The organism is Marcopretia estuarina LEGE 06307, from assembly GCF_056633115.1.
This window is the reverse complement of record NZ_JBSJOY010000001.1, coordinates 753,252-778,197: the sequence shown is the minus strand read 5'-3', so window position 1 is coordinate 778,197 and position 24,946 is coordinate 753,252. Positions and strand designations below refer to the sequence as shown.

21 protein-coding genes and 1 pseudogene are annotated in these 24,946 nt (G+C 68.3%); 7 read left to right on the top strand and 15 right to left on the bottom strand.

Annotated elements, in window-relative coordinates:
* Positions 1–11: 11 nt before the first annotated feature.
* From ACWJI3_RS03965 to ACWJI3_RS03955, 3 genes and pseudogenes are all read right to left on the bottom strand, one after another.
* Positions 12–1,595: a cryptochrome/photolyase family protein gene (locus ACWJI3_RS03965; RefSeq protein WP_480202933.1), complete on the bottom strand. Its 1,584-nt coding sequence runs from the start codon at positions 1,593–1,595 to the stop codon at positions 12–14.
* Between the two features lie 155 nt (positions 1,596–1,750).
* Positions 1,751–3,748, bottom strand: a pseudogene (gene uvrC, locus ACWJI3_RS03960) (excinuclease ABC subunit UvrC); the annotation flags it as partial.
* Positions 3,699–4,217, bottom strand: a complete 519-nt coding sequence (locus tag ACWJI3_RS03955) for a flavin reductase family protein (RefSeq protein WP_480202932.1) — start codon at positions 4,215–4,217, stop codon at positions 3,699–3,701. The gene ACWJI3_RS03955 and the pseudogene uvrC, both read right to left, overlap by 50 nt.
* A gap of 130 nt (positions 4,218–4,347) precedes the next feature.
* Between ACWJI3_RS03955 and coaD the strand changes: the two genes are divergently transcribed.
* Both coaD and ACWJI3_RS03945 read left to right on the top strand, forming a co-directional pair.
* The gene (gene coaD / locus ACWJI3_RS03950) at positions 4,348–4,839 is read left to right on the top strand and encodes a pantetheine-phosphate adenylyltransferase (RefSeq protein ID WP_480202931.1); all 492 of its coding nucleotides are present in this window, start codon (positions 4,348–4,350) and stop codon (positions 4,837–4,839) included.
* Position 4,840: 1 nt separating this feature from the next.
* Positions 4,841–5,794: a coiled-coil domain-containing protein gene (locus tag ACWJI3_RS03945; RefSeq protein ID WP_255100890.1), complete on the top strand. Its 954-nt coding sequence runs from the start codon at positions 4,841–4,843 to the stop codon at positions 5,792–5,794.
* On the opposite strand, the gene ACWJI3_RS03940 is transcribed toward ACWJI3_RS03945, so the two are convergent.
* The 4 genes from ACWJI3_RS03940 to dapF form a co-directional block, all read right to left on the bottom strand.
* Positions 5,769–7,040 (bottom strand): D-alanyl-D-alanine carboxypeptidase/D-alanyl-D-alanine-endopeptidase, encoded by a 1,272-nt coding sequence (locus ACWJI3_RS03940; protein WP_094512837.1) that lies wholly within the window; start codon positions 7,038–7,040, stop codon positions 5,769–5,771. The genes ACWJI3_RS03945 and ACWJI3_RS03940 overlap by 26 nt on opposite strands.
* A gap of 1 nt (position 7,041) precedes the next feature.
* The gene (locus tag ACWJI3_RS03935) at positions 7,042–7,569 is read right to left on the bottom strand and encodes a DUF4330 domain-containing protein (protein ID WP_094512836.1); all 528 of its coding nucleotides are present in this window, start codon (positions 7,567–7,569) and stop codon (positions 7,042–7,044) included.
* A 96-nt stretch (positions 7,570–7,665) separates the two neighbouring features.
* The gene (locus ACWJI3_RS03930) at positions 7,666–8,484 is read right to left on the bottom strand and encodes a DUF1995 family protein (RefSeq protein WP_480202930.1); all 819 of its coding nucleotides are present in this window, start codon (positions 8,482–8,484) and stop codon (positions 7,666–7,668) included.
* Between the two features lie 40 nt (positions 8,485–8,524).
* Positions 8,525–9,727, bottom strand: coding sequence for a diaminopimelate epimerase (gene dapF, locus ACWJI3_RS03925; RefSeq protein ID WP_480202929.1), 1,203 nt, complete (start codon positions 9,725–9,727; stop codon positions 8,525–8,527).
* Between the two features lie 32 nt (positions 9,728–9,759).
* Here dapF and ACWJI3_RS03920 point away from each other — a divergent pair, with 32 nt between their 5' ends.
* Together ACWJI3_RS03920 and leuS are read left to right on the top strand one after the other, a co-directional pair.
* The gene (locus ACWJI3_RS03920) at positions 9,760–9,981 is read left to right on the top strand and encodes an Hfq-related RNA-binding protein (RefSeq protein WP_094512834.1); all 222 of its coding nucleotides are present in this window, start codon (positions 9,760–9,762) and stop codon (positions 9,979–9,981) included.
* Between the two features lie 177 nt (positions 9,982–10,158).
* Positions 10,159–12,789, top strand: a complete 2,631-nt coding sequence (gene leuS, locus ACWJI3_RS03915; RefSeq protein WP_480202997.1) for a leucine--tRNA ligase — start codon at positions 10,159–10,161, stop codon at positions 12,787–12,789.
* A gap of 35 nt (positions 12,790–12,824) precedes the next feature.
* On the opposite strand, the gene fghA is transcribed toward leuS, so the two are convergent.
* The 3 genes from fghA to ACWJI3_RS03900 all read right to left on the bottom strand — a co-directional run bounded on the left by fghA (position 12,825) and on the right by ACWJI3_RS03900 (position 16,571).
* The gene (gene fghA / locus ACWJI3_RS03910) at positions 12,825–13,679 is read right to left on the bottom strand and encodes an S-formylglutathione hydrolase (RefSeq protein ID WP_480202928.1); all 855 of its coding nucleotides are present in this window, start codon (positions 13,677–13,679) and stop codon (positions 12,825–12,827) included.
* 124 nt (positions 13,680–13,803) lie between these two features.
* Positions 13,804–14,919: an S-(hydroxymethyl)glutathione dehydrogenase/class III alcohol dehydrogenase gene (locus ACWJI3_RS03905; protein WP_198948292.1), complete on the bottom strand. Its 1,116-nt coding sequence runs from the start codon at positions 14,917–14,919 to the stop codon at positions 13,804–13,806.
* A gap of 50 nt (positions 14,920–14,969) precedes the next feature.
* Positions 14,970–16,571: a glucose-6-phosphate isomerase gene (locus tag ACWJI3_RS03900; RefSeq protein WP_255139719.1), complete on the bottom strand. Its 1,602-nt coding sequence runs from the start codon at positions 16,569–16,571 to the stop codon at positions 14,970–14,972.
* A gap of 210 nt (positions 16,572–16,781) precedes the next feature.
* Between ACWJI3_RS03900 and ACWJI3_RS03895 the strand changes: the two genes are divergently transcribed.
* A complete protein-coding gene (locus tag ACWJI3_RS03895; protein ID WP_233132965.1) occupies positions 16,782–17,639 on the top strand; it encodes a helicase DnaB in 858 nt (285 codons plus the stop codon).
* A gap of 60 nt (positions 17,640–17,699) precedes the next feature.
* Here ACWJI3_RS03895 and ACWJI3_RS03890 read toward each other — a convergent pair whose 3' ends face one another.
* Genes ACWJI3_RS03890 through ACWJI3_RS03880 form a run of 3 tightly spaced genes read right to left on the bottom strand, consistent with a single transcriptional unit; the run spans position 17,700 to position 20,712 of the window.
* Positions 17,700–18,635 (bottom strand): N-acetylmuramoyl-L-alanine amidase, encoded by a 936-nt coding sequence (locus ACWJI3_RS03890; protein WP_255139718.1) that lies wholly within the window; start codon positions 18,633–18,635, stop codon positions 17,700–17,702.
* Entirely contained in the window at positions 18,629–20,356 is a 1,728-nt protein-coding gene (locus ACWJI3_RS03885) for a M61 family metallopeptidase (RefSeq protein ID WP_480202927.1), read from the bottom strand. The genes ACWJI3_RS03890 and ACWJI3_RS03885 overlap by 7 nt, the downstream gene beginning before the upstream one ends.
* Before the next feature lie 14 nt (positions 20,357–20,370).
* The gene (locus ACWJI3_RS03880) at positions 20,371–20,712 is read right to left on the bottom strand and encodes a DUF1257 domain-containing protein (RefSeq protein WP_255100896.1); all 342 of its coding nucleotides are present in this window, start codon (positions 20,710–20,712) and stop codon (positions 20,371–20,373) included.
* Positions 20,713–20,719: 7 nt separating this feature from the next.
* On the opposite strand from ACWJI3_RS03880, the gene purN reads away from it, so the two are divergent.
* Positions 20,720–21,385, top strand: coding sequence for a phosphoribosylglycinamide formyltransferase (gene purN / locus ACWJI3_RS03875; protein WP_094513006.1), 666 nt, complete (start codon positions 20,720–20,722; stop codon positions 21,383–21,385).
* Here purN and argC read toward each other — a convergent pair.
* Positions 21,376–22,452, bottom strand: coding sequence for an N-acetyl-gamma-glutamyl-phosphate reductase (gene argC, locus ACWJI3_RS03870; RefSeq protein WP_094512828.1), 1,077 nt, complete (start codon positions 22,450–22,452; stop codon positions 21,376–21,378). The genes purN and argC overlap by 10 nt on opposite strands.
* A 247-nt stretch (positions 22,453–22,699) precedes the next feature.
* Here argC and ribBA point away from each other — a divergent pair, with 247 nt between their 5' ends.
* Positions 22,700–24,292 carry a bifunctional 3,4-dihydroxy-2-butanone-4-phosphate synthase/GTP cyclohydrolase II gene (gene ribBA, locus ACWJI3_RS03865; RefSeq protein WP_399220932.1) on the top strand — a complete coding sequence of 531 codons (1,593 nt, stop codon included), beginning with the start codon at positions 22,700–22,702 and terminating at the stop codon, positions 24,290–24,292.
* A gap of 144 nt (positions 24,293–24,436) precedes the next feature.
* On the opposite strand, the gene ACWJI3_RS03860 is transcribed toward ribBA, so the two are convergent.
* Positions 24,437–24,877 carry a peptidylprolyl isomerase gene (locus ACWJI3_RS03860; RefSeq protein ID WP_255139715.1) on the bottom strand — a complete coding sequence of 147 codons (441 nt, stop codon included), beginning with the start codon at positions 24,875–24,877 and terminating at the stop codon, positions 24,437–24,439.
* Between the last annotated feature and the right edge of the window lie 69 nt (positions 24,878–24,946).

Genomic DNA, 24,946 nt, shown 5'->3' with positions numbered 1-24,946 from the left:
GCCCGTTCAAGTTAGGCGGCACCGGTGGGGGCCGATCCGGCCGCCCGCTCCAGGTGGGCCGCAGCGGCGACGGCGACCGCTTGCCGCTCCTCGGCAGGGAGGCGATCGAGCTGGGCGATCACCAGGGCCATGCGGGGATTGCCGCGCAGCAGAGCTTCGTGGCGATCCAGAAAATGCCAGTAGAGGGTCGTGAAGGGGCAGGCTGACGGCCCGGTCCGCTGTGCCGGGTCGAAACGACAGCCTTTGCAGTAGTTGCTCATGCGGGCGATGTAGCGGCCGCTGGCGGCGTAGGGCTTGCTGGCCAGCAGGCCGCCGTCGGCAAAGACCCCCATGCCCAGCACGTTGGTCTGCATCACCCAGTCGTGGCCGTCGATGAACAGACGGTGGAACCAGGCGGTGAGGGCCTGGGGATCGAGCCCTGCCAGCAGGCCGTAGTTGGCCAGCACCATCAGCCGCTGGATGTGATGGGCGTAGCCGGTGCGATCCAGTTCGCCGAGCACCTGATCCAGGCAGGCCATGCCGCTGCCGCCCAGCTGCTCGAACCAGAGGGGCAGGGGCTGGGTGTGGCCGAAGTGGTTGCGGCCTGCATAACCCTCGCCGAACCAGTGGTAGAGGCCGTGCATGTATTCGCGCCAGCCGAGCAGCTGCCGGATCACCCCCTCCAGGCTGGCGAGCGGCACCGGTGGCTCCACGCCGCTCGCCGCGCTCGTACCTGCCGACTCCAGCCGGCGGATCACCTCCAGCGGTTCCAGCAGGCCCAGGTTCAGGTAGGGGCTGATCAGGGCATGCCAGAGCGTGGGCTGGCCGCTGACCATGGCGTCCTGGTAGGGGCCGAAACCAGCCAGGCGGGTGGCCACGAAGTGATCAAGCACCTGCAGCGCCTGCTGGCGGGTGACCGCCCAATGGAAAGGCTCCAGCGCACCGGGTAGCGGCGCTTCCCCGGCGGCGGCCCGCTCCGCATCGAGACGCCGCACTTTCTCGATCACGGCCCGCGTGATCGCATCGGGGCTGAACAGCAGCGGGGCCGGCCCTTCCATTCCCTGGCGCGGTGGCTTGCGGTTGTCCTTGTCGAAGTTCCACTGCTGGCCGCGCGGTTCGCCGTCCTCCATCAGCACGCCGAAGCGGCGGCGCCCCTCCCGGTAGAAGAGCTCCATGCGCAGCTGCTTGTAGCGGCCAGCCCAGGCCGCGAACGCCTCCCGGCTCCAGAGGAAGTGGTTGGAGGGCAGCCATTCGAGCTGCACGCCGGTGCGCCCGCCCAGATCAAGCCGTTCGATCGCCTGCCGGAAGGGGCGATCCGCCGGCTCCATCACGCGCAGGGTGCGGATGCCCTGCCTCTGGATCCAGTCGATCAAGGTGGTGCCGAATTCCGCCGCCTCCAACAGGTCCACCTGCCAGCCGAGCGCCTGCAGCTCGGCGCTGAAGTGCCGCATGGCGCTCCACACCAGCACCAGCTTCTGGCGGTGGTAGCGGCGGCGGGCCACCACACCACTGCTCTCGATCAGCACCACCCGCGCCTGGCCGGGGACGCTGCTGGCCAGAGCAGCTTGCTGCGCGTGCAGCTGGTCGCCCAGCACCCAGAGCCCGAGCCCCGCCATGGCTTGCCTCCTGCTCAGTGCACGAGGGCGGCGCCGGCGCCGCTGCCGATCCGGCCACCAGGCTCCTGCGCAACGCTTGGGGCTTCATGCCGCTCACAATCGGCGGCCGGCACCAGGTTGTCCGGATCGGGCCCGTCATGGTCAGCCGTGTCGTGGTCAGCCTCGGGGTGGAAGTAGCTCCAGATCTGCTGGGCCAGGGCGGGGCCCACGCCGGGCGCCGCAGCGATCTGGGCCGGGCTGGCCAGCTGGATCGCATCGATCGAGCGGAAGTGCCCCAGCAGCTCCTTCACCCGTTTGGGTCCCAGCCCGGGGATGTCGCTCAAGCGCGAACGTTTCATCCGCTCCCCCCGCTGCTGGCGGTGGAAGCTCACCGCGAAGCGGTGCGCTTCATCGCGCAGACGCCGCAGCAGCACGACGCCGAGCTGGTCGGGTTCGCTCTCCAGCGGCTGGCTGGTGCCGGGCAGGAACACTTCCTCCCGCTGCTTCGCCAGGGAGCACACCACCAGGTCTTCGTGCAGGTTCAGTTCCCGCAGCGCCTCCATCACCGCCGAGAGCTGTCCTTTGCCACCGTCGATCATCACCACATCGGGCCAGTCGTTGAGGCCGCCGGTGTGGAGTGCGGTGCCTGTGGCCTTGCGCAGTGCCACCAGATCGGCCCCCTCCGCCTTCGCCTGGGCCCAGCGACGGAAGCGGCGGCGCATGATCTCGGCCATGGCCATGAAGTCGTCGGAGTGGCCGGAGCGGATGCTGCTGCTCTGGATGCGGTACTTGCGGTAGTGCTGCTTGGCCGGCAGCCCATCCACGAACACCACCTGGGAGGCCACCGCGTCGCTGCCCTGGATGTGGCTGATGTCATAGCCCTCCACCCGACGCGGCGGCACGGGCAGATCCAGCAGTTGGGCCAGGTCTTCGGTGGCGAGCTGGTGCTGCTCGGCGCTGCGCTGGGCCCGGCCCAGCTCAAAGGCCGCATTGCGTTCCACCAGTTCGATCAGATCGGCCTTCTGCTGCCGCTGCGGGTGCTGCAGCCGCACCTTGCGGCCCCGGCGCTCACTCAGCCAGTCTTCCACCAGCGCCTGTTGCGGCAAGGGGTGCTGCACCAGCACCTCCGGTGGGATCTCCACCGGCTCCACCTGGCTGTAGTGCTCTTCCAGCACCCGTTGCAGGATCGCCCCGGGGCTGGCGACCGTGGCATCGGCGGTGTAGCCGAGCCGCCCCACCAGCTTGCCGGCCCGCATCTGAAACAGCTGCACGGCGGCCACGCGCGCATCGGCCGCCAGCGCCAGCACATCCCTCGACACGGAGGCATCGGGCAGGGCCATCTTCTGGTCGGCGGTGAGCTGCTCGAGCCCCTGCATCTGGTCGCGTACCCGGGCGGCCGCCTCGAAATCCTCCCGTTCGGCGTAGCGCTCCATCTGGGCGCGCAGCAGCACAAGCAGTTCGTCGCTGCGGCCCTGGAACACCATGGCCACCTTGCGCAAGGTGTGCTGGTAGGCCTCAGGGCTGATCTTTTCCTGGCACACGCCGGGGCAGCGGCCGATCGCGTGGTTCAAGCAGGTGCGATCCCTGTAGAGAGGCTGGGGGCGCTGACGCAGCGGAAACACCCGCTTGACCAGAAACAGGGTGCGGCGCAGCAGACCCACATCCACATAGGGCCCGTAGAAGCGATCGAGCGGGCTGCGCAGCCGGCGGCGACGGGTGATGAAGATGCGCGGGTAGGCCTCGCTCCAGGTGATGCAGAGATAGGGATATTTCTTGTCGTCCTTGAGCAGCACGTTGAAGTGCGGCTGGTGGTTCTTGATCAGGTTGGATTCCAGCGCCAGCGCCTCGGCTTCGCTGTCAGTGACGATGAACTCGATCTCCGCCACCTGACGCACCATCAGGCTGATGCGGGGGCTGAGATCGTGGGAATCACGGAAGTAGCTGCGCACGCGGCTGCGCAGGCTCTTCGATTTGCCGATGTAAAGGATGCGGTCGTCGAGATCGCGCAGCAGGTAGCAGCCCGGCTCGGCCGGCAGCTCCTTCAGCCGCTGGGCCAGGCGTGCCTGATCCATCAGCAGCGGTTGCAGCGTGGCCCCCATGTCCAATGCTCCCGCGAGAGGCGGCTCAGCCGCCGTACTGCCAGCCGGTGGCGGACAGCTCCAGTGCGGCGCCATCGCGGTGCAGCTGGGCCGACTTCACTTCCGCCACGAACACGGTGTGATCACCGTGGGCCACCTGGCCCACCACCGTGCATTCCACGGCGCCGAGTGCGTCGTCGAGCACAGGCAGGCCCAGGGGCCCGAGCGTGAAGGGAGCGGCATCGAAGCGGCCACCGATGCCTTGCTGGGGCTTGAAGAACACCGCCGCCAGGTCTTTCTGCTCGGCAGAGAGCACGTTGAGCGAGAAGCGGCCCGTGCGGCTGATGATGCCGTTGCTGGTGGAATCGGCGCGCACGGCCATCACCACGAGCGGCGGATCGAACGACCCCTGGGTGACCCAGCTGGCGGTGAAGCCGTTGACGTCATCGCCCTCGGCCACGCCACAGATGAACACGCCGTGGGGGATCTTGCGCAGCAGGGTTTTCTTCGCGGCGCTGTCGAGCACGGGGGTGGCGGCGCCATCGACGTTGAGATCCACAGCCATGGCCTGGTTCCTGGAGGTGATTCCAACCTTAGGCAAGCCGGAGGGGGGGACCGCTCGCGACCGCAGCCAGCAGCAGCCTCCATAGGATCCCCCCGCCGCTCCCGCCGCCGGGCCCCTCGCCCCCGCTCCCATGAAGGCCCTCTACCCCGGCAGCTTCGATCCGATCACCCTTGGCCACCTCGACCTGATCGAGCGCAGCAGTCGCCTGTTCGAGCAGGTGCTGGTGGCGGTGCTGCAGAACCCCTCCAAACAGCCCAGCTTTTCGCTTGACCAGAGGCTGGCGCAGATCCGCCGCGCCACCGTCCATCTCAGCAATGTGGAGGTGGGCAGCTTCGACGGCCTCACCGTGGAGTTCGCGCGCCGGACGGGTACGGGAGTGATCCTGCGGGGGCTGCGGGCGATGAGCGATTTTGAGTTCGAGCTGCAGATCGCCCACACCAATCTCAGCCTGGCGCCGGAGGTGGAAACGCTGTTCCTGGCCACCGCCGTGCCCCACAGCTTCCTCAGCAGCAGCGTGGTGAAGGAGGTGGCGCGCTTCGGCGGTGAGGTGCGCCACCTGGTGCCCGGCGGAGTGGCGGAGGAACTCGCCAGGCTCTTTAATCAGACATTCCCGCCCCGATGAGATGACCGAGACTCGGATCAGCGTGCTGGAACAGCTCGAACAGCTCGAAGAGATCGTGCTGGAGGGCTCGCGCATCCCCTTCAGCGGCGGCCGGCTGGTGAACGAGCAGGACGCCATCGAGGTGTTCGACACGATTCGCGAGAAGCTCCCGGCGGAGCTGCTTCAGGCGCAGGAGCTGCTGGCTCAGCGCGACACGTTCATCGCCAAGGCGCGGCAGCAGGCCGAAGAGATCATGGTGCAGGCCCGCCGCGAGCGGGAGCAGCTGATCAATGCCGCTTCGGTGCGGCAGGAAGCGGAACAGCAGGGGGCGCAGATCCGGGAGCACACCCGCCAGCAGTGCGAGCAGATGCAGCTGGCCACCCGTCAGCAGGTGGCCCAGGCAGAGCAGGAGCACCAGACCCGTCAGGCCCAGATGGAGCAGCAGTTCGGTGCGCGCCGCCAGCAACTGGAGCAGGAGGCGATCCAGCGCCGCCAGCAGCTCGACGCCGAGTACACCGAGCTCAAGCGTCAGCTGGGCGACCAGCATGAACGCAGTCGTCAGCAGAGCCTGCAGGAGATCGAGCAGATCCGCCAGGAAGGCTTGCGCATTCAGCGCGAGAGCCAGGCGGAGGCCGAACGCCTGCACAGCGACGCCCTGCAGTTCCGCCAGCAGACCCAGCAGCAGTGCGAACAGCTGATCACCCGCACGCGGCAGGAGGCGGGAGCGGTGCAGGAAGGCGCCAACCGTTATGCCGAGCAGGTGCTGACGGAGCTGGAAACGCGGCTCGGTGAACTCAACAAGGTGGTGCATGCCGGGCGGCGTGAGCTGGGGCGGCTGCAGACCAGCGAGACCCCTCCGGCCAGTGATCGTGCCGTCCTCCAACCCGCCGCTGAGGCTGAAGCCAAGGAGGCTCCCCTCACCAGCCGCGCCCGCCGCGCCGCCTCACGCCTCAGGCAGGTGGCTGGCAGAGGCTGACGATCTGCACGTCGCGGAGCACTCGGCCGATCGTGGTGTTCGGTGAACCGGCTCCATTGGAGATCAGGCTCACGTAGCGGGGGCCATCCGTGGTGTCGAGCACGCCGCTGATCGAACGCACGCCGGTGAGCGTCCCGGTTTTGGCGTGCAGCCGTCCGTCGAGGCTGGTGCCCTTGTAGAGGTTGCGCAGGGTGCCGCGCCGCCCGGCCACGGCCATCGAGGCGATGTAGTTGGAGCCGAAGGGGTGCTGGGCCATGCGCAGAAGCAGGCCGGCGAGCAGGCGGGAGGTTAGCCGGTCGCCGCGGTCGAGGCCGCTTCCGCCCATCACCACCACACCTTCGGTGGGCAACCCCTGGGCCCGCAGCCACTGCAGGGCAGCCTGCCGGCTCTGGGGCAGCGACCAGGTGCCGCTTGCCTGCCGCAGCAACACCTCAGCGGTGAAGTTGTGGCTTTCGGAATTCGCCAGGCTGAGCAGGTTGTGCATCGGTGCTGAGGGTTCCTCGTGCAGCAGCACGGATCCTTCCGGCAGCGGCGCAAGGGACGACACCATGGCCAGCTGCACGTTCCGCCCTCCCTGGCTGGTCAGTGTGCGGGTGAGCAGGCGCTGCAGACGACCGGGTGGATTGGCCACAGCCATGTCGATCGCGTTGCTGGTGATGGCCAGCCGGGTGATCGGCGCCCCATAGGCGTAGGCGCGATCCTCCGGATGCCAGCCCTGGGGCCACCAGGCCTGGGGCGGTTCTTCGGCCAGCTCCAGGCGCACGTTGGCACCCGGCAGGCCTGGCCCACCTCCTGAACCAAGGGCCAGCTGGGCGAAGCGCTGCAGCTGGGGCAGATCGAGATCGGGATCCCCCTCGCCTGTGAGGCGCAGGGTGCCATCAGGCAGACGCCAGAGCCGGGTGGTGAGGCGGTAGTCGGGGCCCAGCCGGTCGAGGGCGAAGGCGGAACTGACCAGCTTCTGGTTCGAGGCCGGCACGCGTGGACGCAGGCCGTTCACATCGGCCAGCAGCCGGCCGTTGCCATCGGCCACGGTGACACTCCACACACCGATTTCGGGGCCGAGGTGGGCGCGCACCCGTTGCTGCAGGGCCGGGCAGCTGACCTGGTTCTGCAACTGGGGCAACCCGACGGCCGGTGGCGCCGCCGGCAGGCTCGCCATCGGCATGGCCATGGCCGGAGCGCAGGTGGCCAGCGCCAGCCCGAGGCTGAGGCCGAGGCGGCTGAGCTTCTGAGCGGAACGTGTCATGTCAGCTGACTCCGAGTTTCAGACCCGACACCGTGCCGCCGATGCGGAAGTCACGGCCTTCAAGCTCCACAGGGGCGCCGATCTTGAGGTTCTGGTTGCCGAACACCACGCCACCGCTGGTCTTGCGCCCTTTTCCCTCTAGGACGAAGCGGGCATCAAGCGAACCGAACACGGCCTGGTTGGGGTCGATGGCGGTCACCACCCGTCCGTCGGGCTGGACCGCCACGAGGCGGCGCTGCAGCGGCACCAGCTCCTGCAGCTTCACCGTGCCGTGGGGTTGGTTGCGGATCACGATGCTCACCTCCCCGTCGTTGCGGATCGAGCGGATCAGGGCCTGGGGATCCGCTACCGAGGCTCCTCGCACATCCACCATCACCGTGACCGGCTGCATGGCGCCGGTGGCTTCCGCCACCGCACCGCTGAGCTTCGGGCTCCAGATCACCCCGGCCAGGGCCATCAGCACGGCGGCGGCTGCTCCGACGTCCACCAGACTCCAGGAGCGGCGGGTGGTTTGGGGCTCGGCGGCCATGGCGCAACGTTCAGACACGCAAGCTTAAGGAGCCTGGCCAGGTGCCACCAGGGGGGTGGAGCTCCTGAATTCGCACATCGGTGCGGCCGCAGGCCGTCAGTTCCTCAGACTGCCGAGAAAGCGATCGAGGGCCTGCAAACCGCCCGCCACTGTGGCCGCCTGTCCGGGGCTGAGCGTTTCCGCCACCTGCTCCGCATCGGGCTTCTGCTCGAAGGTCTCCACCAGGCGGTGGCCATCGGGGTCGTTGCGGTACAGCTCCCACGGGCCGGGGAAGCAGCGGCGCAGGGCGCCCTCGGGCAGGGGTAGCAGGGCATAGGCACTGCGCCAGGTGGAGAGGAAGCCTCGCCGCCGCTCCCGCGCCACGCTGCCGATCCCAACGGCCGCATCCTCGAGGCTGCCGTTGAGCAGCACCACCCCGCCGCGATGGTTCAGGCAGAGGCGCTCGACCGCGTCGTAGTCCGACGGGCCTGGCGCCACCAGCAGCAGCAGGGTGTCGCCTGGGGCGGCATCGCTCTGTGCGTCGCCGGCAGGGCCCTGAGGGGCGCTGGAATCCCCAGCCTCTGCGCTGGCGACGTCTGAATCCAAAGGCTCTGCTGCAGCCCCAGCTCCAGCAGCAGCCACAGGATCAGCGACGGCGGCGTTCAACCGCTCCTGGTCCTTCAGGCTGCCGGTGCGGGCGGCCAGGTCAGGGGCGTCGCGCTGGGCCAGGGCAGTGGCACCCGCATCGGGGAACACCAGGCGGAACTGCCGTTCCTGCGCCTGCAGGGCCTGGCCGAGCCGCAGCACCAGTGGCAGCAGACGCAACCCTTCAAAGCGGAACTCCAGGGTCCAGCGGCCGGTGGCGCTTTCCGCCAGGGCGGCCTTCAATCCCTCCATGGCCTGGGCTTCGGCGCTGAGCAGATCGGGAGGAAGCACGCTGAATCGGTGGCGGGCGCGCCGACCCTACTCAGGCTGCTCAGCCCTCCCGTTCCAGCCGTTGCCGCGTGCGCGCCTCCCGGGAGTTGCTGGCCAGGGTCACCAGATCATCAAGCGAGCGGCTGTTGAGCAAGGCTTCCACCCGGGCCCTTGCCGCCGCATTGGGGCAGTCGTCTGGTCGCTGACAGCCCCTGGTGCATTCCACCGCGCAGTTGACGGCTGGATCCGCAGGGGCCGCCTCGGGCAGGTCCGCTGGTGCGCCCAACGGGCTGGTGCCGGCAACGCCCGCGAGGCCGCCGCTCGGCGCGGAGGGGGCAGTGCCTTCGAGGCCATCGCTCTCCTCTGCCCGCTCAGCAGCTGCGGGCGCATCGGGCGGCAGCTCACCGAACAGCTCCGGCGCCAGCACCCCGTCGAACACGGGCTCTGCCGGCCCGCTCATGAACAGGTGGTCCGAGCTGGTGTCCCAGTCGATCCAGAGGGTGCCGCCGGGCAGATCGACGCGGGCCGAGCGTTCGCACAGGCCGAGGCGATGACTGGCCACGAGGGTGGCGCAGGCGCCCGTGCCGCAGGCGAGGGTGGGCCCGGCCCCCCGCTCCCAGACCCGCATCACCAGATGGCTGGGGCTGATCGCTTCCACGAAGTGCACGTTGGTGCGGGCGGGGAAGGCCGGGTGGCACTCCAGCAGCGGGCCGAGCCGTTCCAGATCCACCGCTGCCACCGCCTCCACCGGCAGCACCACGTGCGGGTTGCCCATGCCGGCGGCGGCCACCGCGAAGCTCTCGCCCGCCACGCTCAGTTCCCCCTGGGGCAGGCCGGCCGAACCGATCGCCAGGGTGGTGGGCACCTGCTCAGGCACCAGGAACGGCGTGCCCATGTCGACGCGCACGGAGCCATCGGCCAGCAGCTCCGGCACGATCAGGCCGGCCAGGGTTTCCACCACCCAGCGGCGGCCCGGTGCATCGCCGTCGCTGTCGGCCAGGAAGCGGGCCAGGCAACGGATGCCATTGCCGCACATCTCAGGCTCGGTGCCGTCCGCGTTGAAGATGCGCATGCGCAGTTCTCCATCGTTCTCGGGGGGGAGCGCCAGGATCACCCCGTCGCCGCCCACACCGAAGCGGCGGTCGCAGAGCAGGCTCACCCGTTCTGGGGTGAGATCAAAACAGAAATCAACGGTGGTGGCGTTGCGACCGTCGAGCAACAGAAAATCGTTGCCCAATCCCTGATACTTGCTGAACGCCAGCATCCCGTTCTCCCAGCAGGCCTGGGTCCGATCTTATGGAGATCACCGCCCTTGATTCGAGCCTCCCGGGCGTACGCCAGCTTCAGCACTGGATCCGGGGCCGCAACCAGCTGGAACTGCTGCTGGTGGATTCCGTGCAGGTCACCGGCTCATTGCTCTGGCAAGACCCCGAATTCCTGGCTTTGCGCGGTGAACACGAGGGCGACCCGGTTCTGATCAATCGCCGCATGGTGGTGTCGATCCGCTCCACGCCCTGAGCCGGGGGCGTCGGAAACGGCTGTGGCACGATCGGGCGTGAGAGTGAACGGCTGATCCCTGCGGCCGCCGCCAAGTCCGTCGTGCCCGAGAAGCTCGTGTCCGAGAAGGTCATCGCCGAGACCGGCCCCACCGATACGTCCCCTTTAGCCGAGAGCGGCCGCGCCACCGCTCCAGAGGTGGGTCGCTACCAGCCCGCGACGATCGAGAGCCGCTGGCAGGCCCGCTGGCAGGCCGAGGGGCTGGATGCCACGCCAGACCCCGGCCCGTCGTCTGCCGACGCCCCCGCGGCGACGGAGCAGACCTTCTACGCCCTTTCGATGTTCCCCTACCCCTCGGGGAATCTGCACATGGGCCATGTGCGCAACTACGTCATCACCGATGTGATCGCCCGCGTGCAGCGCCAGCGGGGGCGCAGGGTGCTGCATCCGATGGGCTGGGATGCCTTCGGTCTGCCGGCTGAGAACGCCGCGATTGAACGGGGCATCGACCCCGGTGACTGGACCGATCGCAACATCGCCCAGATGCGTCAGCAGTTGCAGCGCCTCGGTCTGTCGATCGACTGGAGCCGTGAGCTGGCCACCTGCCACACCGACTACTACCGCTGGACCCAGTGGTTGTTCCTGCAGTTTCTCGATGCCGGCCTGGCCTACCGCAAGGAGGCCACCGTCAACTGGGATCCGGTCGATCAGACCGTGCTCGCCAATGAGCAGGTGGATGGGGACGGCCGCTCCTGGCGATCCGGCGCGCGGGTGGAAAGGCGGCAATTGCGGCAGTGGTTCCTGCGCATCACTGCCTACGCCGATGCCCTGCTCGACGACCTGCCCCAGCTGCAGGGCTGGCCGGAGCGGGTGCGCACGATGCAGGCCAACTGGATCGGCCGCTCTGTGGGGGCAGAGCTGGAGTTTCCCGTGCTGGCGCCGGACGGCACCACCCAGGACACCACCATCACCGTGTTCACCACCCGTCCGGACACGGTCTACGGGGTGAGCTATCTGGTGCTGGCGCCCGAGCATCCGCTGGTGGCCACGCTCACCGCGCCCGAGCAGGAGGACGCGGTGCGTGTGTTCTGCGAGCGGGTGGGGCTGCAGAGCGAGCAAGAGCGGCTGGCCGACGACCGACCCAAGCGGGGCGTGCCGCTCGGCCGTTCGGTGCGCCACCCGTTCACGGGGGAGGCGATTCCGCTCTGGATCGCCGATTACGTGCTGGCCGATTACGGCACCGGTGCCGTGATGGGCGTACCGGCCCACGACCCGCGTGATTTCGTCTTCGCCCGCCAGTACGAACTTCCCGTGCGGCGGGTGATCGTGCCGGAGGGAGCCGATGAACACGACTGGGACGGCACCGCCTGGACCGAGCCCGGTGTGCTGATCCATTCCGGGCCGTTCGACGGGCAGCCATCGGGGCAGGCGAAGGCCGCGATCGTGGCCCATGCGGAAGCACAGGGCTGGGGCCGCGCCCGGGTGCAGTTCCGCCTGCGCGACTGGCTGATCTCCCGCCAGCGCTACTGGGGCTGCCCCATTCCGGTGGTGCACTGCGACCATTGCGGCGTGGTGCCGGTGCCGGCCGAGCAGTTGCCGGTGGAGCTGCCCCGCGGTGTCGCCTTCGGTGGCAAGGGAGCCTCACCGCTCGCCCAGTTGCACGACTGGGTCAACGTGCCGTGCCCCAGCTGCGGCCGTCCTGCCCGGCGCGAAACCGACACGATGGACACCTTCATGTGTTCCTCGTGGTATTACCTCCGCTTCAGTGATCCTCACAACGAATCACTACCGTTCGCCAAGGCGACCGCCGATCAGTGGCTGCCGGTGAACCAGTACGTGGGCGGGATCGAGCACGCGATCCTGCATCTTCTCTATTCCCGATTCTTCACCAAGGTGCTGCGCGACCGCGGCCTGCTCAGCTTCGATGAACCCTTCCAGCGTCTGCTCACCCAGGGCATGGTGCAGAGCCTCACCTATAAGAATCCGCACACCGGCAAATACATTGCTCCGGCCGATGTGGCCGATCCCAATGATCCCCGCGATCCGATCAACGGCGATCGGCTGGAGGTTTTCTTCGAGAAGATGTCGAAGTCGAAGCACAACGGCGTGGATCCCGCGGCCGTGATCGATCGCTACGGCGCCGACACCGCCCGCATGTTCATCCTGTTCAAAGCCCCGCCGGAAAAGGATCTGGAATGGGATGACGCCGACGTGGAGGGCCAGTTCCGTTTCCTGCAGCGGGTGTGGCGGCAGGTTCAGGGCGCCCGCAGCCGTGGCGTGTCGATGGCGGCCACGGTCACTGCCAGCGCCGATCCTGGCGCCGCGGCTGATGCGTCCGAGAGCGACCGGGAGCTGCGCCGTTGCGTACATGCGGCGATCGCTGCGATCAGCGATGACCTGGCCGACGGGCGCTATCAGTTCAACACCGCCGTGTCGGAGCTGATGAAGCTCAGCAATGCCATGGGCACTCACCTGGAGGCTGTCTCGGCACCGGTGGCCGAGGAGGCGGTGCGCACCCTGCTGGTGCTGCTCGCGCCCTTCGCCCCTCACCTGGCCGCGGAGCTGTGGGAGCAGCTGGGCGGGGCCGGCAGCGTGCACCGGCAGGGTTGGCCCGAGCTGGATCCCGCTGCCCTGGTGCAGGACACCATCGCCCTGGTGATCCAGGTGAAAGGCAAGGTGCGGGGCAGCCTCGATGTGCCCGCCGATGCCGATGCCGCCACCCTCGAGCGCCTGGCCCTCGACAGCGACATCGCCCGCAAGTGGCTGGACGGCCAACCGCCACGCCGCGTGATCGTGGTGCCCGGCAAGCTCGTGAACCTGGTGCCCTGAACCTTGCTCCCCTGCGCCCTTGCCCCATGGCCGGTTCAGGCCAGCAGGGCGGCGGCGTGGTGGCGCAGGTGGTCGTCGATGAAGCTGGCGATGAAGAAGTAGCTGTGGTCGTAGCCGGGCTGTAGCCGCAGCTCCAGTGGGTGGCCGGCGGCGGCAGCGGCGCTGCGCAGCTGATCGGGCTTCAGCTGCTGGTGGAGAAACGGGTCGGCGCTGCCCTGATCCACCAGCAGCGGCAAGCGCTCGCTGGCCTGGGCGATCAGGCTGCAGGCCTCCCAGGCGGCCCAGCTGCCACGCTCAGGGCCCAGGTAGCGGCTGAAGGCTTTCTCCCCCCAGGGGCAGGTGCTGGGCTGGGCGATCGGCGCGAACGCCGACACCGAGCGATAGCGGCCCGGGTTGCGCAGGGCACAGATCAGGGCCCCGTGGCCGCCCATCGAATGGCCGCTCACTCCGCGCCGCTCGTTGAGCGGCAAGGCACTCTCCAGCAGGGCAGGCAGCTCCGCCACCACGTAGTCGTGCATGCGGTAGTGGGTGGCCCACGGGGCTTCGCTGGCATTCAGGTAGAAGCCTGCCCCCAGGCCGAAATCCCAGGCGCCGTCGGGGTCATCGGGCACGCCCTCCCCCCGGGGGCTGGTGTCCGGGGCCACCAGGGCCAGGCCAAGGGCGGCTGCCAGCCGCTGCGCGCCCGCCTTCTGCACCATGGTCTCGTCGGTGCAGGTGAGCCCCGAGAGCCAGTAGAGGGCCGGCACCCGGGCGCCGGCGAGCGCCTGCGGGGGCAGAAACACCGACACATGCATGCTGCACCCCAGCACGCTGGAGCGATGGCGGTAGCGGCGTTGTGCGCCACCGAAGCACCGGCTTTCACTGATGGCTTCGAGAAGGGAGTCGCTCATGGACGAAAACGCCGCAGAAGGGGACGGATCGGTGCTGGGCTGCCGATGGCCAGTGACGATGCCGGAACGCCTGTGCTGAGGCCAGAGCGGCCGTCGATCGGGGTGGCGCGGTGTGCCCCCAGCTTCAACCGGCGAAATCAATCACCGTGCGGATGCTGGCTCCGGCGTGCATCAGATCGAAGGCTTCGTTGATGCGATCCAGCCCCATGGTGTGGGTGATGAAGGTGTCAAGCGGGATCTCGCCCCTCTGGTAGCGCTCCACGTAGCCGGGCAATTCCGTGCGGCCGCGCACGCCGCCGAAGGCCGACCCCCGCCATACCCTGCCGGTCACCAGCTGGAACGGACGGGTGGAGATCTCCTGGCCGGCGCCGGCCACACCGATGATCGTGGATTCACCCCAGCCCTTGTGGCAGCACTCAAGGGCGGCGCGCATCACCGCCACGTTGCCGATGCACTCGAAGGAATAATCCACGCCTCCATCGGTGCGCTCGATCACCACCTGCTCGATCGGGGTGGTGCTGTCTTTCGGATTGATGCACTCGGTGGCACCGAGCTGGCGGGCGATCGCGAACTTGTCGGGATTGGTGTCGATGCCGATGATCCGCGCCGCTCCGGCCATCACCGCGCCGATCACCACCGCCAGACCGATGCCACCGAGGCCGAACACGGCCACCGTGCTGCCCGCCTCCACCTTGGCGGTGTTCAGCACTGCGCCGATGCCGGTGGTGACGCCGCAGCCCAGCAGGCACACCTTGTCGAGCGGGGCGTCGCGGTTGATTGTCGCCAGGGCGATTTCCGGCACCACCGTGTATTCCGAGAACGTGGAGGTGCCCATGTAGTGATGAATGGTCTGGCCGTCCTTGGAGAAGCGGCTGGTGCCATCGGGCATCAGGCCCCGTCCCTGGGTGCCGCGGATCGCCTGGCAGAGGTTGGTCTTGCCGGACAGGCAGAAGCTGCAGCTGCGGCATTCCGGCGTATAAAGCGGAATCACGTGATCCCCCACCGCCAGAGAGCTCACCTCCGGCCCCACGGCCTCCACCACACCGGCGCCTTCGTGGCCAAGCACTGCGGGAAAAATCCCTTCCGGATCGCTGCCGGAGAGGGTGAAGGCATCGGTGTGGCACACGCCTGTCGCCACGATCCGGACCAGCACCTCTCCCGCTCGTGGCGGTGCCACGTCGATCGTGGTGATCTCCAGGGGCTGACCGGCCGCCCAGGCCACCGCCGCACGTGAACGGATCATGGACTGCCCCCCGAAACCAGCCCCATCCTGCCCCCAGGGGCTCCGGCTCAGGAGCGGCGAAACACCAGGGAGGAGGGCGTGCCCCAATCGCCGCTGGCCACATAGCCGCGGGGATTGCCGCAGAGGTGGCGCAGGATCCAGAACAGGGGCTCGGGGCTGTCGATGCTGAGCTGCCCCTGAAGGCTGGCCAGATCGTGGGGTTCGCCATCGGCCAGTAGTGCTTCCAGCCGGCTCTGCAGATCCAGGATCACGGCGGCCGCCTTCTTGCCCGCCTCCACGCCCGGCTGGTCGTAGGCGTTGATGTTCACAAGCTCCGCGTAGAGCCCCACAGCGCGTTCGAACAGCGCCACCAGGGCGCCCAGCAGGCGGGCATCGAAGCGCCGCATGCTGAGCGTGATGCTCTGCCGCCCGCCTTCAGACAGGGCAGCGCGGGTGCCCTGCAGGAAGCCGTCCAGGTAGTCACCGGGATGTTCCCCGTGCAACGGCGGCACATCGGTGGGATCTTCCAGCACCTCGATGAAGGTGACGAAGAAGTTGTCGATGCCGTCGCGGAGCTGCTGGACGTAGGCGTGCTGGTCGGTGGATCCCTTGTTGCCGTACACGGCGATGCCCTGGTAGGCGGGTTCACCGTTGCGGTCGAGCCGTTTCCCCAGCGACTCCATCACCAGCTGCTGCAGGTAGCGGCTGAACACCTCGAGGCGGTCGCGGTAGGGCAGCACCACCATGTCGCGGTGGCCCTTGCCGTTGCCCGCCACATACCAGGCCGCAGCCATCAATGCTGCCGGGTTGGCGGTGAGCTCGGGCACCCGGGTGGCCTCATCCATCTCAGCGGCACCGGCCAGGAAGCCGCGCAGATCTGCCTGGATCAATGCGGCCGGGAGCAAGCCCACGGCGCTGGTGATGCTGGTGCGGCCGCCCACCCAATCGAACATGTCGAAACGGCGGAGCCAGCGCTCCTCCACTGCCAGCCGGTCGAGCTGGCTGCCCGCCATCGTGACCGCCACCGCCTGATCGGCCCAGCTGCCGCCCAGCGCTTCCAGCCGGGCCCGCGCCTGCTCCATGCCAAGCCGCGGCTCCGGCGTGCCGCCCGATTTACTCACCACCACCATCAAGGTGGTGCGCAGCCGCTCGCCGAGGCCGGCCAGGGTGCGGCTGAATCCCTGCGGATCGACGTTGTCGAAGAAGTGAAAGGGCAGGCCCTGACCCTGCTGCTGCAACGCCCGCAGGATCAGCAGCGGGCCGAGGCCGGAACCGCCGATGCCGATCCACAGCACATCGGTGAAGGGCGCCAGGCCCGGCGGCTGGATCTCACCGGAGAGCACCTGCTGGGCGAAGGCTTCAATGCCGTCGATCTCCTGGCGGACGTGGGCGCCGATTCCTGGCTCGGGCGCCAGCTGCGGCGCCCGCAGCCAGTAGTGACCCACCTGGCGTCCTTCATCCGGGTTCGCGATGGCTCCGGCCTCCAGCGCGGCCATGGCCGCGAACGCGGAGGTGAAGGCGGGGGCCAGCTCCTCGAAATGTTGAGCCCCCACTGCCATACGGCTCACATCCAGCCACATCCCCAGCCCTTCGTGGTGCCAGAGCAGCGAACAGAACCGTTGCCACTGTTCCGCCGAAGGCTGCGGCTTGAAGTCTGGAAACGTGGTCATGCGCCCTGGTGGAAGTGACAGGTTCTGGCGATGAACCTATCGGTGGAATCGCCCTCTGAACCGTGACACAGCCCATCGCCGTGAGCCGGAACACGCAAGCGGCGTAATTGTATGGACGGCCACACAAACGGCCCAAGGTGCGGGAGCAGCCAGTGGACGACGGTAGAGTTTATTTAACAATTGACTCCAAAACCCGGTTTGAAGGCTGCCTTGAAGCTACGCATTCCGCTTGGCTCCCTTCGCACACCGGCGTTGCTGCGAGCCTCCAGCTGGGTCCTCGCCCTCGGCCTGATCAATGCGCAGGTGGCCACCGTTCGCCACCCCGATGCTGCCTCGTTGCTCAAGCTGCACGAAGCTGCCCTCAGCACCAGTCTCAATGCCCGCAGCGGCAAACCCGCCAAGCTGGCGATGCAGGGTCTGCGGGCGAATCCGGTCGATTTCACCCCGGAAGAGCTGCGTGAGCTGCAGCGCCGTTTCGGCGTGCATGGTCCCCAGCCGAAGCTGGCCCAGTTGCTCACCCACGGCCTGGATCAGCTCACCCCGCTGCGTGCCCACACGGTCAGCCGCATTGAGGAGCTGAGGCCGGTGATCGTGAGCGAGTCACGTCGGCTCGGTGTGAACCCGATGCTCGTTGCCGCCGTGCTTTTCGACGAGATTCAGCGGGCGAAACCCGGTGAAGATCTGCCGATGGCGGCCGATTCCGGCCTCTTCAAGACCCACGGGCCTGCCCAGCTGGGGGTCGATGAGTTCGTGCATCAGGGCTTGCTGCCTGCCGATGCCAGCCCCGAAGAACGGGCTGCCGCCCGGCGTGAGCTGCTGGTCCCCGAGCGGAATGTGCAGCTGCTGGTGGGCAAGTTTCACCGCCTCTCCACCCTGCTGGGATTCCCCACCGACCGCCTCCTGCAAGCCAGCGCTGGTCCCCGCGATGCCAAGGCTCTCGCCACCCTGGCCTACCTCCACAACGGCAAGCTGGATTACCCCGCCCGCATCCTGAGCTACATGCAGGATCCCGCTCTCCACGCGCTCATCTACGGCGAGCGCAAACCACAGTTTTCTCCGCTGATTTGAGGCGCAGACGCCATTGGAGCGTCGGTCCCAGAGCTGTTCGTAACGCCAGGTAGGAATCCGTCAGCCGGACTTGCAAAGCATGCCGAGGGCTGCGAGACGCGTCTGCAGTTCCGACCATCTGAAGCTGCGGGGATCTGCCCGTTCACCCCCCAGATCCACATACCGGTGGGTGGTGATGTTCTGGGGAGCGATGCCGAAACGGCGCATCCAGTCGGTCAGCACCACCGCCAAGGCGTCGTACTGGGCGTTGCTGTAGCCACTGTGCTCCGCGTCGGCATCCTCACCATCAAGCGGTGTTTCCAGGCTCAGGTGCAGGGCGAAGTTGTTCACCGACCCCCCAACATCCGGGTTGGTCATCACCCACTGGCCGTTGAAGGCGGAGTTGCCAGCGCCGAAAGCACGATAAGCAGGATCGAGCGCCTGCACCACCTGCCCGTTCTCCCCGATCATCAGGTGGTAGCTCACCTGGTCTTCGTCGCGGGGGTGGGGGGTAAGGAAGGTCTGCACCGCCGATTGCATGCCGTAGACCGTTTCGTGCAGCACCACCACGCGAGGTGTGGGGTCCACCGGATTGCCGAACGCATCGCTGCGGAAGCGGCTGCCGTAGTTGGTGGGATCGATGGTGAGGCGCTCCATCTCCAGCGGCAGTGCGGCCACCTTCGCCTCCAGGCGACGGCTCAGCGCCGGATCGGCCGTGCATTGGCGCTTCAGAGGGCTCACCCAGCGGTCGTGGGCCGGTGGCGTGGGGGCTGGGCGGGCATTGAGCGACGGTGCGGCGACCGGGGCCGAGGACCCGGAACGGGGGGCCCCTACCTGCTCGAGCAGCTCCAGCAGGGAGGGGCTGGCGTCGGAGGGGTTGCTGGCGGAGATCTCGCGCCCCAGCCAGCCCAGGCCACCGAGGCCCAGCACGGCTACAGCAGCCAGCGCCACCGCCCCGCCCCGCTCGGGCGCCAGTTGGCGGGCGCGCACCACCAATCCGCGGACGTGGTTCAGCATGGAACCAACTGCAACCATTGCGTGCGCAGGGCCAAGGCCGCCGCTGGGCCGTCGGGATCCGGCTGCAGTCTCCAACTCTGAACCGCCGGCGCTGCGGGCTGCAGAGAAAGACAACGCAGCCTGCCGTGCCGCCCGATCGTGAGGCTGTGGCTGCGGCCTTCCTGCCACCGGTGCGTGAGATCGCTGGGCGTGTGCAGCCGCCAGCCATCCAGGGCTATCAGCTCGTCCGCCACGCACAGGCCCGCCGCTTCCGCCGGGCTGTGGCGCGCCACCTTCTGAACGCTCAGGCTCGAATTGGACGTGCTGCACACCAGGCCGGTGAAGGGAGCGGTGTCCTTGTGCGGCACCAGCACCAGGCCCACGCTGTGCAGCGCCTCGTGCAGGGGCGGGTCCTCCTGCCCCTCCAGCCAGGCCGGCAGTTGCTTGCGCAGTTCGGGCAGCTGGGCGGCAAAAGCCTCGATCAGATCGGCTTCGCTGTAGCCCCGCCGCCAGCGGCCGTGCGTCTGCCAGAGCGCGCGCAGCACGGCGGCCAGGGACGAACCGGCCCGGCGCAGCTGCAGATCCAGCACCAGGGCCACGACGGCACCTTTGAGGTAGTAACTGATCTGATTGTCTCCGCTGTAGGCGTCCTGCCGGTAGAGCTTCACCCAGGCTTCCTGGCTGCTTTGGCGCAGGGTCTGGCCGAGCAGGCGGCCGGGAGTGAGCAGGTAGCGGCTGAGCTCAGCGCCCAGGTCGTCCCACAGGTCGGCGTCGGTGCCGATGCCGGCAAGCCGCGGCAGAAACTGGTCGTAGTAGCTGGTCACCCCCTCGGCGAACCAGAGGGTGGGCACGACCATCGGGCGGTCGTAGTCGATCGGGGTGAGCTCCGCGGGCCGCAGTCGCCGCACGTTCCATTGGTGCAGGTATTCATGGCCCACCAGTTGGAGAAACCTGCGGTAGCCGCCGGGCTTGGCCAGCTCCTCCAGGCCGTACTGCAGCACGGTGGCGTTGTCGTGCTCGAGGCCGCCGAAGCCCCGCTCCAGCAGGTGCAGCACAAACAGGTAGTCAGCAGCGGCCGGAGCCGGTTCACCCATCAGCCGGCAGCAGGCGGAGCACACCCCCGCCACGTCGTCGAGCAGTTGTGGGTAGCGCTCCAGCAGCGGATTGGGGTCTCCCCCCACCGCCGACCAGCACACCCAGCGGTGCGGCACCCCGTGCACTTCGAACCCATGCCATCGGTGCGGGCCTGCCTCCACCGGGGTGTCCACCAGCTGGTCGAAGCTGGCTGCGATCCAGCGGTGTTCGCTCGGTCCGTCCAGACAGGGCAGCGGCACGAACGGCTCCCAGCCCTCTGGCAGCAGCAGGTGCAGGTGGTGCGGCGTCCAGCGTGCGCCGTTCACCTGCAGGGCCAGGGCGGCCAGAGTCAGGCAGGCGTGGTCGTCGTCGAGGTGGCAGGTGCGCACCGTGAGTTCGGTGGCCATGGCGCCGTAGTTCACCTCCACCGGAAGGAGCGGTTTGAGCTGGGCGGTCCACACCGACGGCTCGCGCCGCACCAGCGGCACCACGGCTCCCGCTTGTACCAGCTCCAGGTTCTGCAGCTGGCGCACGTAATCGCGCTGCAGGTAGGAGCCCGGGGTCCACACCGGCAGGTGCAGCTCCAGGGCCTGGTGGATGGGGGTGAAGCGAAGCCGACAGCGGATCAGATGCTGGCGAGACGCCGTCAGATCCAGCGTGAGCTCCACCGGATCCAAGGGCGTCAGGCAGCGAGATGGACGTGAGCCTGGGGCAGCTCGCGCATCGCCTGGGCCAGGGCGACGCGGGCGGCGTAGCTGCGGGTGACCGCCGCCAGGAAACGCTGCACATCAAGGGAGCGGCTCAGCCGTTGCAGATCCCCCACCACGGCCAGGGAGCCGTCACGCTGGCGCTGCCAGCCGAGTGCAGCGCCATCCAGACGCACCTTCACAGCCACTGGCACCTGCTCGTCGTTGAAGCCCTGCAGCACACCATCGATTTGAGGGCTCGCACCGAGTTCCTCAAGGGTGGCGACCAAGTGATCGAGATCGCTCACGACCGTTGGCAGGATGGAAAGGTGGGACATGAACCCGATGCCTGCTGCGGCAGACCATAGCGACGTGAATGCCGGCATCCAGTGGCCGTTGTCACAGCCCTGGCCGGCGGCGCATCCTCCGCTGCGGCTGGGAGTGATGGCCTCAGGCCACGGCTCGAACTTCGAGGCGCTGGTGGCCAGTGGCCGCCACGGCGACCTCAACGCCAGCGTGGAGTTGCTGGTGGTGAACCAGCCGGGCTGTGGGGCCATCGAGCGGGCCGAGCGGCTGGGCATTTCCTGGCGTCTGCTCGATCACCGTCGCTTCAGCAGTCGCGAGGCGCTCGATGGCGCCCTGATCGAAGCCTTTGGGCAGGCACAGGTGGATCTGGTGGTGATGGCCGGCTGGATGCGGATCGTCACCCCCGTGCTGATCGAGGCCTTTCCGCAGCGCCTGGTGAACATCCACCCGTCCTTGCTGCCCAGTTTCCGCGGTGTCGACGCGATCGGCCAGGCGCTGGCCGCAGGGGTGACCCTGGCGGGCTGCAGCGCCCACCTGGTGACCGCCGAAGTGGATGGGGGTCCGATCCTGGCCCAGGCTGCCGTGCCGGTGTGCCCCGGCGATGACCATGCCCGCCTGGCGGCCCGCATCCAGCAGCAGGAGCATCGGATCCTGCCGCTGGCGGTGGCACTGGCCGCCGAGCGGCTGGCGCAGGCTCAGGGGTAGAAGGGCAGCAGCGGCAGGCCGGTGCAGGCGGGCAGCCCCGCCAGCAGGTTGAGGCACTGAACGCCCTGTCCGGCCTGGCCCTTCACCAGGTTGTCGATGGCGCACATCACGATCAGCTGGCTGGTGCGCGCATCCACCTGCACCGACAGCAGGGCCCGGTTGGTCTGCCGCACCCACTTGGTGGAGGGGTAGGTGCCCACCGGCAGCACCTCCACGCAGGGGCTCTGGCGGTAGGCGGCCTGCAGCAGGGTGGTGCAGTCGGCGGCGGTGAGGCCGGGATCCCGCAGGCGGCCGTAGACGGTGGCCAGCAGCCCGCGCACCATCGGCATCAGGTGGGGGGTGAACTGCAGCCGGATCGGTAGACCGGCCGCGCGGCTGGCTGATTCCTCGATCTCACTGGTGTGGCGATGGCCCACCACGCCGTAGGGCGCCACCGCCTCGCCGGCCTCGGCCAGCAGCAGGTTCTCCTTGGCGGCTCTGCCACCACCGGAGGTGCCGGTCTTGGCGTCGATGATGATCCCGCTGGTTTCAATCAGGCCCTGGCTGAGAAACGGCATCAGCGCCAGCAGGCTGGCCGTGGGGAAACAGCCGGGGGCCGCCACCAGCCGGGCAGCGGCGATCGCCTCCCGCTCCCACTCCACCAGGCCGTACACCGCTTCTTCGCACAGGGCGTCGTCGTGGCGGGGATGCTCCTGGGCTTCCGCTGCATACACACTTTTCCACTGGTTCAACGAGCGGTAGCGGTAGTCAGCGGAGAGATCCACCACCTTCACCCCGCGCGCCAGCAGATCGGGCACAAGGCGCGAGGCCAGGCCGTTCGGCAGGCTGAGCACCGCCAGGTCGGCCTCCGCGGCGATGGCGTCGGGTTCAGGCACGCGCACCACCAGATCCCTGGCCAGCGGCAGAAACGGCGTGATCGCATTCCAGCGCTTGCCGGCACTGCGTTCTCCACCCAGAAAGGTCACCTCCAGGTGGGGATGGTCATGCAGCAGCCGCAGGCTCTGCAGACCGCCATAGCCACTGGCGCCGATCACGGCCACGCGCCGGGCTGGTTCTGTAGGAGCCATGCGGTAGCAATTGGGAGGGGAAAGCGTACTGGTCGTCCAGCGATCTCTTCACGGTGCGCAGGTGTGCTGGTGGAGAATGAAGGTTGATGGTCCACGTCCCCTGGCTCTCCGTTCCGACCCACTCCATGATCGCGGCAGCGTTGAGGCGTCATCGCCAGCGGCGCAGGTGGGAGGCGGCGATGCTGCAGAAGCGGCCATCCGGTTTGATCCCGTAGCGGATGCCTTGGCGGCCATTCGCAACGGCGAGATGGTGGTGGTAGTGGATGACGAAAACCGTGAAAACGAAGGCGATCTGATCTGCGCGGCCCAGTTCGCCACGCCGGAACAGATCAACTTCATGGCCACCGAAGCCCGGGGCCTGATCTGCCTGGCGATGGAAGGGGAGCGCCTCGATGCGCTGGAACTGCCGCTGATGGTGGATCGCAACACCGACAGCAATCAGACCGCCTTCACCGTGAGCGTGGACGCGGGCCCCGAGAACGGCGTGTCCACCGGCATCTCTGCCGACGATCGGGCCCGCACCATCCAGGTGGCGATCCATCCCCAGAGCCGTCCCCACGATCTGCGCCGGCCCGGCCATATCTTTCCGCTGCGGGCCAAGCGTGGCGGCGTGCTCAAGCGTGCCGGCCACACCGAGGCGGCGGTGGATCTTTCACGTCTGGCTGGGCTGTATCCCGCCGGCGTGATCTGTGAGATTCAGAATCCCGACGGCTCGATGGCCCGGCTGCCGCAACTGCAGACGTATGCCCGCCAGCACGGATTGCGGCTGATCAGCATCGCCGATCTGATCAGCTATCGCCTCACCACCGAACGGTTCGTGCGGCGTCAGGCGGAAGCCATGATGCCCAGCGCCTTCGGTACCTTCCGCGCGATCGGCTATCGCAACGAACACGACGGCAGTGAACACGTGGCGATCGTGAAGGGACACCCGGAACGGACCACCGGGTCGGTGCTGGTGCGGGTGCACTCGGAATGCCTCACCGGGGATGCCTTCGGTTCCCTGCGCTGTGATTGCCGCCCCCAGCTGGAAGCCGCTCTGCGCATGATCGAAGAGGCCGGCGAAGGCATCGTGGTGTATCTGCGCCAGGAAGGGCGCGGCATCGGCCTGATCAACAAGCTCAAGGCCTACAGCCTGCAGGATGGCGGCCTCGACACCGTGGAGGCCAACGAGCGCCTGGGTTTCCCCGCCGATCTGCGCAATTACGGCGTAGGCGCCCAGATCCTCAGCGATCTGGGGGTGAAGCGGCTGCGGCTGATCACCAACAACCCCCGCAAGATCGCCGGGCTGGGAGGCTATGGCCTCCAGGTCGACGACCGCGTGCCGCTGGAGATGGACGCGGGCCTGCACAACGCCGCCTACCTGAGCACCAAGCGCCTGAAGCTGGGGCATCTGCTGATGCAGCCCCCCGGCTTGGAGCCCCCCCAGCCCACCAGCCTCGGCCTCACCGCGGTGCTGGCCTGGCAAGGCAGCGGCAACGATCCCGCCCGCACCGAAGCGGAGCACTGGCCCCAGCTGCGTGCCTGGGCCCAGCAGCGCAGCCTCGATCTGCGGCGGGAGGAGCATCCCCGGCTGCTGGCTCTGCTCCAGCAACCGGAGCTCGCGCTGCTGCTGGCTTCCACCGACGGCCACGCCCTCGGTCGCGGCGATCTCACGGCCTTGCTCGGCCTGCTGGCGGAATGGCCTGGCTGCAGGGCGATCACCCTGCTGCTCACCCCCGATGCCCAGCGGAGCAGCCACCCCAGCGCCACGCTGGAGCCGGAGCTGCGGCCGCTGCTGGAGTTGCGCCAGGACGGGCCCACCCTGCCCCGCCAGCCCGGCTCGCTGCTGCGCTGGCAGTGAGCTGGGCTGGCGGGGCCGCACCGACCGGCGCTTGGCACTGATCGGCGCTATCTACTGATCGGAGCTTGCTACTGATCGCCGGTTGGAACCGCCCAATCCGTCCAGGTCGTTGGCCGGCGGACGGGCCGATCCGGCCACAGGCGTTCAGGCCAGGATCGTCACCTTGTTGATCTTGGTGCCCTTGCGGATGGCGAGCACCACATCCAGATTCGCTGCCTGGCCAAACACGGTGTGAACCCCGTCGAGGTGCGGCTGGGCGTCGTGGCACAGGAAAAACTGGCTGCCGCCGGTGTTCTTGCCGGCGTGGGCCATCGAAAGGGTGCCGGCCTGGTGCTTGCGGCTGTTGATCTCACAGGGGATCTTGTAGCCAGGGCCACCGGTGCCCGCGGCGCCGGCTGCGCCGGGCCGGGTGTTGGGGCAGCCGCCCTGAGCCATGAAGCCATCGATGACGCGATGGAAGGCCAGGCCGTCATAGAAACCAGCTTCGGCCAGCTTCACGAAGTTGGCCACCGTTGCGGGGGCATCGGCGTCGAACAGCTCGAGTTCCACGATGCCGGCATCGGTCTCCATCTGGGCTTTGGTCACGGCAGGCTCGGGAAAAACGGACTTTATCCACTCTCAGGTAGAACAGTGCCCCACCCTCCGCTCGGGGAT